At 35.7% G+C, this 14,156-nt stretch carries 10 protein-coding genes; 7 read left to right on the forward strand and 3 right to left on the reverse strand.

Features of this window, described 5'->3' with window-relative positions:
• Positions 1 to 5: 5 nt before the first annotated feature.
• Positions 6 to 647: a bifunctional 4-hydroxy-2-oxoglutarate aldolase/2-dehydro-3-deoxy-phosphogluconate aldolase gene (locus BN3107_RS05450; protein WP_058306610.1), complete on the forward strand. Its 642-nt coding sequence runs from the start codon at positions 6 to 8 to the stop codon at positions 645 to 647.
• 703 nt (positions 648 to 1,350) lie between these two features.
• On the opposite strand, the gene BN3107_RS05455 is transcribed toward BN3107_RS05450, so the two are convergent.
• Together BN3107_RS05455 and BN3107_RS05460 are read right to left on the reverse strand one after the other, a co-directional pair.
• Complete coding sequence (locus BN3107_RS05455) at positions 1,351 to 2,223, reverse strand: superoxide dismutase (RefSeq protein ID WP_058306611.1); 873 nt, start codon at positions 2,221 to 2,223, stop codon at positions 1,351 to 1,353.
• Between the two features lie 114 nt (positions 2,224 to 2,337).
• Complete coding sequence (locus BN3107_RS05460) at positions 2,338 to 3,513, reverse strand: ROK family transcriptional regulator (RefSeq protein WP_058306612.1); 1,176 nt, start codon at positions 3,511 to 3,513, stop codon at positions 2,338 to 2,340.
• A gap of 318 nt (positions 3,514 to 3,831) precedes the next feature.
• Here BN3107_RS05460 and xylA point away from each other — a divergent pair, with 318 nt between their 5' ends.
• The 3 genes from xylA (at position 3,832) to BN3107_RS05475 (ending at position 8,000) form a co-directional block, all read left to right on the forward strand.
• Positions 3,832 to 5,157: a xylose isomerase gene (gene xylA, locus BN3107_RS05465; protein ID WP_058306613.1), complete on the forward strand. Its 1,326-nt coding sequence runs from the start codon at positions 3,832 to 3,834 to the stop codon at positions 5,155 to 5,157.
• Positions 5,158 to 5,230: 73 nt separating this feature from the next.
• Positions 5,231 to 6,730 (forward strand): xylulokinase, encoded by a 1,500-nt coding sequence (xylB, locus tag BN3107_RS05470; RefSeq protein WP_058306614.1) that lies wholly within the window; start codon positions 5,231 to 5,233, stop codon positions 6,728 to 6,730.
• Between the two features lie 118 nt (positions 6,731 to 6,848).
• Entirely contained in the window at positions 6,849 to 8,000 is a 1,152-nt protein-coding gene (locus tag BN3107_RS05475; protein ID WP_058306615.1) for a Gfo/Idh/MocA family protein, read from the forward strand.
• A gap of 626 nt (positions 8,001 to 8,626) precedes the next feature.
• Here the strand turns inward: BN3107_RS05475 and BN3107_RS05480 are convergent.
• Entirely contained in the window at positions 8,627 to 9,766 is a 1,140-nt protein-coding gene (locus tag BN3107_RS05480; protein ID WP_058306616.1) for a glycosyl hydrolase family 8, read from the reverse strand.
• 199 nt (positions 9,767 to 9,965) lie between these two features.
• On the opposite strand from BN3107_RS05480, the gene BN3107_RS05485 reads away from it, so the two are divergent.
• From BN3107_RS05485 to BN3107_RS05495, 3 genes are read left to right on the forward strand one after another with little or no spacing between them, the layout of a single operon-like run.
• Positions 9,966 to 10,634 carry a YesL family protein gene (locus tag BN3107_RS05485; RefSeq protein ID WP_058306617.1) on the forward strand — a complete coding sequence of 223 codons (669 nt, stop codon included), beginning with the start codon at positions 9,966 to 9,968 and terminating at the stop codon, positions 10,632 to 10,634.
• The gene (locus BN3107_RS05490) at positions 10,627 to 12,174 is read left to right on the forward strand and encodes a response regulator transcription factor (RefSeq protein ID WP_058306618.1); all 1,548 of its coding nucleotides are present in this window, start codon (positions 10,627 to 10,629) and stop codon (positions 12,172 to 12,174) included. Before BN3107_RS05485 ends, BN3107_RS05490 begins: the two co-directional genes overlap by 8 nt.
• Positions 12,175 to 12,184: 10 nt before the next feature.
• Entirely contained in the window at positions 12,185 to 13,936 is a 1,752-nt protein-coding gene (locus tag BN3107_RS05495) for a sensor histidine kinase (RefSeq protein ID WP_058306619.1), read from the forward strand.
• The last annotated feature ends 220 nt before the right edge of the window (positions 13,937 to 14,156 follow it).

A 14,156-nucleotide genomic window follows, 5' to 3' on the forward strand; every position in this document is an offset into this window, starting at 1 on the left:
ACAGGATGACTGTGTTATCAAAAATGCTTGATAATGGTGTAGTGGCTGTGATACGAAAAACAACACCAGAAACCATTATTCCAATAGCGAAAGCATTACGTGATGGGGGAGTAACTTCCTTAGAGATTACGGTTGAAACACCAAAAGTATTAACCTTAATCGAAAAGGTAAAAGATGAATTAGCGGACGAAGTAATGGTGGGTGCTGGTACCGTATTAGATGCGGAGACGGCTCGGGCCGCTATGATGGCTGGTGCATCTTTCATATTCTCTCCAACTGTTAGGAAAGAAACAATTGAAATGACAAAAAGATATGGTGCCGTTTCAGTGGCAGGTGCATTTACACCTACAGAAATATTAACTGCTTATGAAGCTGGGGCAGATATGATTAAGGTATTTCCTGCAAGTGTAGTAGGACCTAAATTCTTCAAAGATGTAAAAGGCCCACTTCCACATATTCCATTAATGCCGACAGGTGGAATTGATGCTGAAAATACTAGTCAATATATTAAGTCAGGAGCAGTAGCTGTCGGTGCCGGAAGTACATTAGTAAAACCAACAAACAAAATAACCGAAGAGTATTTAACTGATATAACTAAAAAAGCAAAACAATTTATTGAAGCAGTAGAAAAAGGCAGAGAAAGTTAAACTCAATCGTCAAGTTTAGGAATAAGAATGGTTGAACAGGGATTAAAAGACTGGAACAAACAATTTTCATACGTATTAGGAAGAAACTACGCAATAATTGATGTGTTTTTATTAGCCAGAGTGGTATTTTTGAAATGGTTTATTTACTAAATATCCGCTCCGGCTGCCCACTTCCCTTTCCGTGGTTTTTTCCCTTCAGCTAACTTTTCCAAGCAAAGATCGCTTGAAAAAGTGGATCTTCAGGTAAAAAGTTACCACAGGAGTGAAAGTGGGCGGCCTGCGCTAATATAATGCTTCTACAACTACTGTGATAGATAGCATTTTGAGCTGTTACTCCAAGCAACGAATTTTTTACATGAGAGAAGTAGAATAATGCTACCTGATACTAGCGTTGTAAAATATCAAAGTAGCGTAGGCGTCCGCTTCTACTCCTACGGGATGTTTTTATTCGAAGATCCACTTTGGTAAGTGGTTTTTGCTTACCAAAGTTAGCTGAGGAGAAAAACCCGTGGAAAGAGAAGCGGGCAAGCCGGAGCGGTTTCTACGCCAAACATTATCTCAAAATTACTACATCATTTATTGCACAGCATTCCATATATTACACAACAATACATTTTGTATCGTACGTGATTGTAGTTATAGAATATTGTTATGTCCCAGTCTTTTTGCTTTTTCAACTAGCTAGTTTTCATGTAAGAGGACGTTAATACAAATCCCATTTTAATTGATGTGCTTTGTTAAATCGTTGGTTTACATTATCCCAGTCCACTACATTCCACCAATTGTTAATATAGGATGCTTTGTCATTTTTGTGCTGTAGGTAGTAGGCATGCTCCCATACGTCTAACACTAATAATGGTATGGTATCAGGTACTTGAAATAATTGGTGTTTTTCAAAAGATTGAATCGCTAATCTTCCACTTCTTGGTGACCACACCAATACCGCCCATCCATCACCTTCGACTGAATTAGCAACATCCGTAAAAAGCTTTTTGAAATTTTGCCAAGATCCAAAATCCTTTTTGATCTGATTCAAAATAGCACCTGAGGGCTTTTTCTCGCTGGTAGGTGTCATATTAAACCAAAAAATGGTGTGCAAATAATGACCAGATCCATGAAAAGCTTGTTCTCGTAACCAGTGTTTTAATGGTTCTTTACCTTTTTTTTCTGTATATAACGCTTCTTCGGCCTTATTTAATCCATCCACATATGCTTGATGATGTTTGGTATGGTGTAATCGCATAATTTCCTCACTTATATACGGTTCTAATGCATTATAGCTATAAGGAAGTTGTGGCAATTGATGCTTTCCATAAGGCACACTGTCTTTCTTTTTAGGACTTCTAAGTTCTTGAATGATATTTTCGCCGTCTAATCTTAGATCATGTATTCTTTGATAATCAATGTCTTCTTCTTCTTTACTTAATAGCTCATAAATGTTTTCTTGCCATATTTCAACTTGTTGAATGGCGTGAAGTTTTTCTTCTTCAGGTATGGAGGACTCCTGTAACTTATTTTTTAGCTTTTCTCCCCATTCGACTAATCCATTAAGATATTGTTGGTATTCTTTATCCATGACATCACCCCATGTAGCTTATGTAGTAGCTTGAGGCAAAGTGATTACTAATAGAAAATTACAAATAAAAAAAGTAACCGCACACCTTACAGAGTGTGCAGTTACTTCATTGTATTAATTTGGCATGATTTCATTTTCGCTAGACTTAAAAAATTTTTCGATATTAAAAGCAGCCATTCCCATAACGGTAGAATGTTTCTTTAGTTTAGCAACATTCAACTGGACATCATTCTTATTAAAACCAATTGCATTTTTTTCGATTCTTCTTTCAATAGCAGGCATTATGTAATTTTCTGCTAATTGAAGTGTGTTTCCTACAACGACCTGTTCTGGATTAAAAATATGAATAATATTGGTAATACCAACACCCAGGTAATCCCCTAATTGTTCTAACAATTTGATTGCTTTCGATTCACCATTATTTGCTGCTTCTACAATGTGTTCGACAGAAGCTGCTTTATACCCCTTTTTTTCTGCCTGTTCTATCAATGCTTTTTCTGAAGCATAAAGTTCCCAACAACCTTTATTTCCACAACGACAATCTACTCCATCTTTTTCGATCGTCATATGTCCAAGCTCTCCAGAAAAACCACGTAAACCTTTATATAACTTGCCGTCTAAAATGAGCCCAACACCAATACCAACACTTACACTGGCATAAACTAACTCAGTTGAAAACTGGCCTACACCATATACTTTTTCACCATAGGCACCAGCATTTGCTTCGTTTTCTACTGTGATCGGAACTTGATAATGTTCCGCTAACATTTTTCTTAGAGGTACTTTCTTCCAACCTAAGTTAGGGGCTAGTAGTATTTCTCCTTCTGTTGTGACAACACCAGGTACCCCGACACCGATACCTACAATCCCATATTCGGAAGTAGGAGCGTTTAATTTTAATTCACTAATTAATGTGTATAAAAGATGTAAAACTTCATCAACATTATCATTTTGGAAACGAATTCTTTTTTCATTAATAATGTTGCCACGTAAATCAGTTAATACACCTAAAATACTTTTCACGCCTAAATCGACAGAAATGGTGTAGCCAGCTCGTTCATTAAGTAACAACATAACAGGTCTTCTGCCGCCACTGGACTCACCTGTTCCAGATTCATTTATTAATTTTTCATCGATTAATTCACTGACAAGAGAGGAAACCGTTCCTTTATTTAAACCAGTTACCTGTGCAATGCTAGCACGAGAGATAGGGGCTTTTTCCTGAATGGTTTCTAATACAAGTGCTTTATTTTCTTTTTTCACGACATGCTGATTCCATGTTTGACTCATTCAATTCACTCTTTTCTGCATCCGTATTCAATTAATCACGGTTTAATCGTCCGTAAAACCTCACTTCAAGAGTCGAGCAACAGCAAAAAAGCTAAGTGTGGGGGATCAACGGACGCTAACTTCCTGATAAATTTCGCTAGCAATCAGTGGGAGTTTTAGACTCCCACTGATTGAAGTCTTACTTTATTAGGACTATTTTAACACAATTTATCAAATAATTCTATAATCTTTGTTTATTGACTAGACAAACTTTGCGAGAGTTGATATAATAATCACGAAATCAATTAACCTAACAAGGTAATGTGGAGGTATGAATAAATGACATGGTTTGAAAACGTTAACAAGATTCAGTATGAAGGACCGCAGTCAAAAAATCCGTTAGCTTTTAAATTTTATAATCCAGAAGAGATCATTAACGGGAAATCAATGAAAGAATACTTACGTTACGGTGTTGCTTATTGGCACACGTTCACTGCTCCATTGGATGATCCATTTGGTTCAGGTACAGCACTTCGTAATTGGGACAAATATGATGGAATGGATCAGGCGAAAGCAAGAGTAGAAGCAGCTTTTGAATTCTTCGAAAAATTAGGTGCAGAGTATTTCTGTTTCCATGATGTAGATATCGCTCCTGAAGGTGATTCACTAAGAGAAACATATAAAAACCAAGACACGATTGTTTCTTTAATTAAGGATCATATGAAAGATAGCAACGTGAAATTACTTTGGAACACAGCGAATAACTTTACCAACCCTCGTTTTGTTCATGGGGCAGCATCTTCGAGCAATGCAGACGTATTCGCATATGCAGCAGCAAAAGTAAAAAAACAATTAGAAATTGGTAAAGAGCTTGGTGGAGAAAACTATGTATTCTGGGGTGGTCGTGAAGGTTACGAAACATTACTTAATACAGATTTAGGTTTAGAACAGGACAACCTAGGACGTTTCTTCCAAATGGCAGTTGACTATGCGAAAGAAATCGGCTTTGATGCACAGTTCTTAATTGAACCAAAACCGAAAGAGCCAACTACGCACCAGTATGATTTTGATTCTCAGTCAACACATGCATTCCTATTGAAATATGGACTTGCTGATAAATTCAAGTTAAACATTGAAGCAAACCACGCAACACTTGCAGGTCATACATTCGAGCATGAACTACGTTATGCACGTGTCAACGGGCTATTAGGTTCTGTGGATGCGAATCAGGGTGACCCATTATTAGGATGGGATACAGATGAATTCCCGGCAGATATTTATTCGACAACACTTGCAATGTATGAAATTATCAAAAACGGTGGTCTTGGATCAGGTGGTTTAAACTTTGATGCTAAAGCTCGTCGTGGCTCATTCGATCAAGATGATTTATTCCATGCACATATCGCTGGTATGGATCACTTTGCAGTAGGTTACAAAGTAGCTAGCCAATTAGTTGAAGATCGCGTTTTTGAAAATATTATCGATGATCGTTATGCAAGCTTTAAAGAAGGTATTGGTAAAGATATCGTAGAAGGAAAAGCGGACTTCAAATCACTAGAAGAACATGCATTGAACCTGAAAGAAATCAAAAATAAATCAGGTCGCTTAGAAGTAATTAAAGCTACGATTAATCAATATTTATTAAATGCATATGCAGGTAAATAATTAAATTCTAGAAGACTTAGCTAAATCACGGCTAAGTCTTCTAACTAATTAAAATGAAATGTGAGGTGTCACGATGAGTTATGTGATTGGTGTCGATCTTGGAACAAGTGCCGTAAAGTTGTTATTAGTCAACAAATCAGGCGAAGTTGTTCAAGAAGTATCAAAAGACTATCCTTTAATCCAAGAAAAAACAGGATATTCAGAACAAAAGCCTGAAGACTGGGTAGAGCAAACAGTAGCAGGTTTAAAAGAACTTGTGGAACAATTTAAGGGAAATGTTTCTGAAATTGAAGGGTTAAGTTTCTCTGGACAAATGCACGGATTAGTGTTGCTTGATGCTGATAATAAACCACTTCGTAATGCAATTCTGTGGAATGATACTCGTACAACTGCACAATGTAAAGAGATATATGACAAAGTAGGAAAGACTAAATTTATTGATATCACCAAAAATTTAGCACTAGAAGGTTTTACATTACCTAAGATTTTATGGGTGAAAGAAAATGAAGCCGAACTATTCGCCAAAGCGAAAACATTTGTGTTGCCTAAAGATTATGTTCGCTATCGTTTGACCGAAACCTTGCACATGGATTATTCCGATGCAGCAGGTACTAGCTTGTTAGATGTGGCTGAAAAAGAATGGAGTCAAGAAATTTGTGATTTATTAGATCTCCCTATTTCTATCTGCCCTCCATTAGTAGATTCACATGAAAATGTAGGTAAAATAACGTCAGCTATAGCTGAGCAAACAGGTCTATCATCAGACACCGATGTTTTTGCAGGTGGAGCTGATAATGCGTGTGGTGCGATTGGTTCAGGCATTTTATCAGAAGGGAAAACATTTGCGAGTATAGGTACATCTGGTGTTGTACTATCCTATGAGCCAACTGGTGATAAAGATTACCAAGGGAAAGTACACTATTTCAACCATGGTGAAGAAAATGCTTATTATGCAATGGGTGTAACTCTAGCAGCTGGACACAGCTTAAATTGGTTTAAGAGCACATTTGCTGCTGATAAAAGCTTTGAAGAACTTTTAGACGGAGTAGGTGAAGTACCAGTAGGTGCAAATGGTCTTCTTTTTACACCATATGTCGTAGGCGAGAGAACTCCGCATGCTGACTCACAAATTCGTGGTAGTTTTATTGGTATGGATAGCTCACATACGATCAAGGATTTTGCTCGTGCGGTATTAGAAGGGATTACTTTTTCTCTAAATGAATCGATTGCTATTTTCAGAGAAAATGGTAAACAAATTGATACGATTTACTCTATTGGTGGAGGAGCGAAAAACCCTGATTGGTTACAAATGCAAGCAGATATTTTTAATGCTAACATCGTAAAGCTAAAGAGTGAGCAAGGTCCTGGAATGGGTGCTGCTATGCTAGCGGCATTTGGATCTGGATGGTTTCGTTCACTAAAAGACTGCGCAGATAACTTTTTAGAAGATGCCGAAACCTATCAACCAATTGCTACTAATGTGGAGAAATATCAACAACTGTTTGATTTATACAAGAATGTTTATACAAAAACAAAAGAATTAAATCATGATTTGATGAAATTTCGTAAATAGAAAATACAAAGAGGGTATTGCCAAAGATCTTGGAATATCCTCTTCATCTTTGTTATTCTACAGTAGTAAGTTAAAATGTAAGGGTTTTCTCTAAAAACAAATGAAAGGGACGAATGGAATGTTAAATGTAGCTATTGTTGGTACAGGTGCTATCTGTCCTTCACATGTAAAGGGTTACTTGGGTTTTTCGAGTAAGTGTAAGATTGTCGCATTATGTGATATTTACCCGGATAAAGCACAAAAATTAAAGGAAGATTTTCATCTAGATGTCAACATTTATGATAATTATCAAGATCTCCTGGAGAAGGAAGAGGTAGATTTAATTTCGATTTGTACCCCACCTTACACACATGCTGAAATTGCGATTGGATCGTTGAATGCAGGAAAACATGTTTTAGTCGAAAAACCTATGGCTTCTTCACTTGAAGAATGCGATGCGATGAATGAAGCAGCTGCTAGAAATGATAAACTATTATCGGTAGTCGCTCAAAATCGGTTCACAACACCGATGATGAACTTAAAAAAAGTGTTGGATACAGATTTGATCGGTAATATTTTGCATACACAGGTTGATTCGTTTTGGTGGAGGGGTCATAGCTACTATGATTTATGGTGGCGTGGAACATGGGAAAAAGAAGGTGGTGGCTGTACTCTAAATCATGCCGTCCATCATATCGATATTTTCCAGTGGATGAGAGGGGTACCGACAGAAGTGACGGCTGTGACAAGCAATACTGCACATGATAACGCAGAAGTCGAAGATATTTCAATTGCGATTGCTCGTTACCCCGACGGCAGTTTGGCTCAAATCACCAGTTCGGTTGTCCACCATGGGGAAGAACAACAACTTATTTTTCAAGGTGAGAAGGCACGCGTGTCTGTTCCTTGGAAGGTAAAAGCATCCATTTCTCAGGAAAATGGCTTTCCCGAAAATAATTCTGAACTTGAGCAAAGATTAACAGAAGTGTTTGAAGAGCAACCTGACCTTGAATATGAAGGCCATCCAGGTCATATTAATAATATGATAGATGCGATAAACGAAAAAGCGAAGTTGCTAGTAGATGGCATTCAAGGCCGGCAAACCTTGGAACTAATTACAGCCATTTATCAATCTGCTAACACAAAAAAGACAGTATCTTTACCTTTGACAGAAAAAAGTCCTTTTTACACGAGAGAGGGAATCTTATCGACGGTTGATCACTTTTATGAGAAGGGTAAATCTGTAGAGAATTTCTCAAGCAATAACATTACAACAGGTGGAAAGTACTAAATCAACTATGAGACTATGGAAGACGCGAATGCTTAAAACTACAATCCGAGCGATTAGAAGTTTGAATCGCTCGGCTTTTTCAGTTCTAAGCAAGGAAAGTATATAATCCGCGGTATCAAGGCATTTTTATCAAAGTAGTCATTTTCAAATGTAGTGTATGTTAATCCATCGCTCCGGCTGTCCACTTCCCTTTCCATGGCGTTTTCCCCTCAGCTAACTTTTTCGAGCACAAACCGCTCAAAAAAGTGGATCTTCAGGGAAAACAGATGCCACAGGAGTGGAAGCGGACGGCCTACGCTATAAAGTAGTTCTACAACGTTTGTGACAGCTAACTTGACGAAGCTTATTAACAATATGAAATAAAAGTCGCGATATCACTACTTACACTCATTGTAGCGCATCATTTAGCGCAGGCGGCCACTTCGACTCCTAAGGGATCAGCGTGGTCTGAAGATCCACTTTTGTAAAGTGAACTTCTTTACAAAAGTTAGCTGAAGACACGCCCCTTGGAAAGCGAAGTGGGCAAGCCGAAGCGGGTTTTAAATCTATTATCCATTTCAAAATTATTACTAAAAGGAACGGGCGGGCTTTCCCGGTTTTTCTTATTTAAATATAATGTTGACTTACTACTGGGGCTTCCATATTTTAAAATTACCACTAAGCGCCAGCAAGCTAAAGAAGTATAAGCAGTTGTCGTAATACCTTCTATTACCAGTTCTCACTGGAGTATTCCAAAATAAATCAACGCATTTTTTTGCGTTTTCTCCACTTGTAGACAATGACGCCATCGCATTTGTGGCAATTAGACCAACAGGATGGAGAGACTTTTCCTCAAAAGGTTCACCTGCAATATCGTATCGGCGAAAATCTTCTGGATTTTTATCTGCAAAAAAAGCTTGCAATTTTTCATTGACGACTACTGGACAGGAGTTATCATGAAACCATTCATAATCTAAGGCAATATTACAAGCCACACGATAAGAATCACTGAAAAAATGACCAAATCCTCTTATATGATTCGGAGTACCATCATAAAATGCATATTCAGGTGACAAACCTGTTATTGGGTGGGCAGCTTTCGCAATGTAATGCCTACTAGCCTCCGCTGCTTCTTTCCAAAAAGTACGATCTTCCTCATAACTCCATAATGCAAAAAGTTCATAGAAATGAGGAATATGATAGGATGGATCAGAAAATTCCACACTTGGAACAAACTTAATTAATTTATTATCAGGGTTCCACATCGGATAGCCATCATTATTTTCTCCTTTATGTACACAATTATGGAGCAAATCCTTGGCATGTTTACTATATTGATAGATACCTTCACCATCTCCCCAGCGATTTGAGGCAAAAAACAGTGCCATGGCAAAATACTCTTCGCCATCTGGAGCAGGGCCATATGCGTTTTTAGTACCATCTGGTGCACAAGACCAGGCAAAATAACCGGCATTTTCTCCCTCCTCCATATACATATACTTCATCGACCAATTCCAAATTCTATCGAAGATGTCTTTCTCATCCATTTGCACTGCCATCATCATCCCGTACGACATGCCCTCCGTACGTACATCATCGTTTCCTGTATCAAGCATGTACCCTAAATCATTTCCAACCTCATAATAGATTTTTGTATCGGGATGGTCGGAATGAAATAACATCTCCCAGGTTTGTTTTACCTTAGTATCGATCTCTGTTTGATCATAACCGTATTCTAATAATAAATTCCGGTAATGGTTACTGTGAAATGCTGACAATTTTTTCATGAATATCCTCCTTTAGGTTCTCAAAATAGATCTGTGATGATATAATAAATACTGTCATACTAGTTCGAAAAGGAAATTAACATATGCCCTTTTTTTCTTTCCACATATAGTATAATATAAAAAGTATGTCCGATGAATAAACAAAGTAAATTTTTTTCTTTAAAAAGTAAAGCGTTTACATGAAGGGGTGGGTTATTTAATGAAATCAGCAAATACAAATGGTTTTTATAAATTTTTAGAATGGTTAATGTGGATCATGTATCTTAATTTACTTTGGATTATCTCTACATTAGCTGGATTAATTATTTTCGGTTTATTTCCAGCCACCATGGCATTAACCACAACCATAAGAGAATGGCATGTACATGAGGAAATTTCTTTCCATAAATCGTTTCTAAAAGCTTATAAGCATTATTTTATAAAATCGAATTTATTTGGACTTCTATTTTTGGTGGCAGGGTATATTTTATTTGTTGATTTACAATGGATATTACAAAATACTAGCACCTTCCAATTTTTATTCTTAGTTGTATTGTGTGTTGTGGCCTTTATCTATCTAATTACAATAATGTATACGTTTCCAGTTATGGCGCATTTTGATTTAAGTATTGGTCAGGTAATGAAGCATGCAATTGTTATTGGTGTTTTTAGTCCATTAGTTACCCTTGGTATTGGGATATCATTGATTTTGCTTTATTATCTATGGAGCTTTATTCCAGGTCTTTTGCCGGTAATCGGTGTCAGTTTACCTATTTATATTATTACAAGATTATCGATTATGGCATTTGAACGATTTGAAGTGAAACAACAGAGATTGTTAGAAACAGAAAATAACTCTTTAAAGAAAGGGGAACAAGGACATGTATAAGGTGTATTTAGTGGATGATGATGTGTATGTTAGAAAAGGGATTAAAACATTGATAGATTGGGAAACTTATGGCTTTACTATTTGTGGCGAAGCTGATAATGGAGAAGATGCCTTAGCGGATATACAACAGTTACAGCCAGAGCTTGTTTTAACCGACATTAGAATGCCTGTTCTTGATGGCTTAGATCTCATTAAATATACGAAAGAGTCATTGACGTATTCACCTTATTTTATCGTAATTAGTGGCTATACGGACTTTAAGTATGCTCAGCGTGCTCTAAGGTATGGTGTGAAAGATTTTATTCTAAAACCTGTCGATCAAGAAGAAATTCATCAAACATTAGAACGAGTAGCGACAACTATCCAAAAGGACTGTGAGTCTCGACATCTTCAAGATAAAATGGAAGCAATGACAGAAATGAAAAAGATAATATTTGACGAATCGTGCAAAAAGGACAAAAATTACCAACACCCCTTTTTTTCAGCAGAGACGTATACGTTTTTGAAAGCTGAATTTAACAGCATGGGAATCGACTACCAAAGTTGCTTCACCGCTATTGAGAACGAATTATTAACATTAGAAGGGCAAGAACATTATATTTGGTTTGAAGATAATGTGAATTGCTTTGGACTGGTAATAAATGATCTTTTTTTAAAAGCAAACAAACTCACCTTAGAACAATTCCTGATTCAACAATATAATACGTATACGACAAAATTAGAGTTGAATATTAACTTGTATAGTGGAAATACAGTAAACGGAATTGATGGATTAGCTACATCCTACAAATCAGCCAAAAAGTGTGTGCAATTTAAATATCTGTTAAATAAGCAAATTATTACATCTAAAATGATAGAGGAAAAAGATGTATATTTTATTGACCTTGATCAGTCCTACTATGACGATATGCTTGAATTTATTGAAGAGAATAGTCAAAGAAAAATCGAAGAACAGTTAACCAAAATGATAGAAGCATGTACTGAGTTGAATTTTGCTAAAGATGCCTTTCGTACAGTTGTGAACCGATTGAATCATAAAATATTAAAATCGATAAAAGAAGTGGATGGAGATGAACAAGAGATTTCAACATTAAAAGAAATGTTAGAGTGGGAAGAAGTTTCACTGACTTTAGGTCAATTAACAGAATTATGGTTGCAATTTATAAAAGAAGCCACTTTATTATTAGCAAACTTAAATCATAATAATATGAAGGGAACGATCCATCAAATAAAGAAGTATATTCATTCGCATTTCGATCAACCAATTACGTTGAAGTCTATTGCTACTACATTTTATATGAATCCCGTCTATATGGGACAACTATTTAAAAAAACGTATGGCATCTATTTTAAAGATTATATACTAAAAGTACGAATGGATGAGGCGAAGAAACTATTAAGAAAAACAGACCTGAAAGTATATGAAGTAGCGGAAAAAGTAGGTTTTACGAATCCAGACTATTTTGTTACACAGTTTGAGAAAAATGTCGGCACTACCCCTTCACAGTACCGGAAAAAATTAATGGAACAGATAAGTTAGAAGGTAGTATATGAATAAAATCCATCTAAATGATATCAGGATAAAAAATAAGTTATTATTAATTTACATGTTCTCTGTTTTTTTGCCTATCGTTTTAACAAATGTGATTTTTTATCATGTTACCTCTGAAAATGTACGTAATCAAAAGATTCATGACAATGAGCTAGCTTTACGTCAAGTAAAGAATGGCTTTAATCAAGGTGTGGAAGATGCTGCCGGAATCGCCTCAGTGCTTTATTCGGATGCGTTTGTATATGAATTTCTCAATAAAAACTATGAATCACCTTTGGATTTTATTTTAGCGTATAATACTCATTTTCGAGATATTAATAAGTTTACACCAATTTATTCCTCAATAAGATCGATTCATTTATTTACAGATAATCCAACTGTAATCAAAGCAGGAGGTATATATGATATTAATGAGGAAGTAATCAACTCACATTGGTATAAAACTACCATGGATACAAGAAAGAAATATCCGGTAGTTACAAGAAGACAAGAGGAAAATGGTAAGTTAGAGCAATTTGTAGTCGTAAGAGCGCTTGACTCAAGTGATACTGTTTCAAATGAGAAAGTAATTATGATTAATCTAAATGAACGTTTTATTCATCAGATCTTTACAAATGAAACATTTGAAGGTGAAATATTTTTACTGAATGAGAATAATACAATCGAATTCACTACGGATGATACAGTACAGTGGTCATCGGAATATATTCCGTTTAATAGCATTGATATTCCAGAAAATTCATTAGTATTCGAAGAGTCTTATCAAATGCAATATATGTCAGATTGGAAATTGGTTGGGGTAATTCCAGAAGATCAATTGTTGACCGAAGTACGAAAGTCTCTTCCTTCCATTTTGTACTTAGCATTATGGAATTTTGTAATACCGACTTTATTTATCGTTTATCTTGCAGGTAATATTCACTTTCGCTTGAATACTATTGTCAAAAAGATGAGAAAAGTGAAAGATCAAAATTTTGAACTTATTGAAGGAAAACCATATAGAGATGAAATAGGAGTACTAACAACAGAATTTAATCGTATGTCAAAAAAAATCAAAGATCTTATTAATGATGTATATGTTGTCAAGATTCAAAAAAAGGACTTAGAAATTCAGAAAAAAGAGACACAATTAAAAGCATTACAAAGCCAAATAAATCCCCATTTCTTATTTAATGTATTAGAAACAATAAGAATGAGAAGTCTCTTAAAGGAAGAAAAGGAGACTGCTGATATTATTCGTAATATGGCACAATTACTTAGAAATTCGATAACATGGGATAAAGATTTTGTAACAGTCAAAGAAGAAGTTCAGTTAATCCAAGCATTTTTAGAAATTCAAAAATATCGCTTTGATGAGAAAATGCAATATGAGATCCATCTTTCAAGCCGAGCAGAACATATCTTAATACCGAATATGACGATTATTCCATTTGTTGAGAATGCTAGTATTCACGGGATTGAGCCTCTTAAAGGCAATGGGAAAATTAATGTTTATATGGAGATAAATGATAAACACTTGGAATGCATCATTGAAGATAATGGGGTGGGAATGTCTGAAGAAAAATATCAAGAAATCATGCAATCCTTAAACTTAGATGAAATAGCTGGGGAAAGTATAGGAATATGTAATGTTTATCAACGTTTGAGAATGTACTATGATGACCATTTTACTTTAAATATCAGAAGAAATAAAAAAGAAGGCATGACAGTTTATATAAAAATCCCATTAAATTTTGGCAAAGAAATGTAGTTCGGAATCGGACTACATTTCTTTTACGATTTTTGTTACATATACTCAGTTGATACACGTACTTTATCGCGGTGTAATCCTCCGACTACAAGATTATAGTTTTAACAAAGAAGCGTAGTGAGATGGACGGACATTACCTTCCGAATAAGTCTCTCTTTATTTTTCAAAGTATCATCTAAACTTTGGTGGGTAACAATTCACTCTAATTAAAGATAGAATG

The organism is Gracilibacillus massiliensis (assembly GCF_001458115.1).
GTDB lineage: Bacteria > Bacillota > Bacilli > Bacillales > Amphibacillaceae > Gracilibacillus > Gracilibacillus massiliensis.

Coding starts and splice junctions, on each gene's coding strand:
- BN3107_RS05490 (WP_058306618.1), top strand. CDS start 10,627: ATGTATAAGGTGTATTTAGTGGATGATGATGTGTATGTTAGAAAAGGG.
- BN3107_RS05485 (WP_058306617.1), top strand. CDS start 9,966: ATGAAATCAGCAAATACAAATGGTTTTTATAAATTTTTAGAATGGTTA.
- BN3107_RS05495 (WP_058306619.1), top strand. CDS start 12,185: ATGAATAAAATCCATCTAAATGATATCAGGATAAAAAATAAGTTATTA.
- BN3107_RS05475 (WP_058306615.1), top strand. CDS start 6,849: ATGTTAAATGTAGCTATTGTTGGTACAGGTGCTATCTGTCCTTCACAT.
- BN3107_RS05460 (WP_058306612.1), bottom strand. CDS start 3,513: ATGAGTCAAACATGGAATCAGCATGTCGTGAAAAAAGAAAATAAAGCA.
- xylA (WP_058306613.1), top strand. CDS start 3,832: ATGACATGGTTTGAAAACGTTAACAAGATTCAGTATGAAGGACCGCAG.
- BN3107_RS05455 (WP_058306611.1), bottom strand. CDS start 2,223: ATGGATAAAGAATACCAACAATATCTTAATGGATTAGTCGAATGGGGA.
- BN3107_RS05480 (WP_058306616.1), bottom strand. CDS start 9,766: ATGAAAAAATTGTCAGCATTTCACAGTAACCATTACCGGAATTTATTA.
- BN3107_RS05450 (WP_058306610.1), top strand. CDS start 6: ATGACTGTGTTATCAAAAATGCTTGATAATGGTGTAGTGGCTGTGATA.
- xylB (WP_058306614.1), top strand. CDS start 5,231: ATGAGTTATGTGATTGGTGTCGATCTTGGAACAAGTGCCGTAAAGTTG.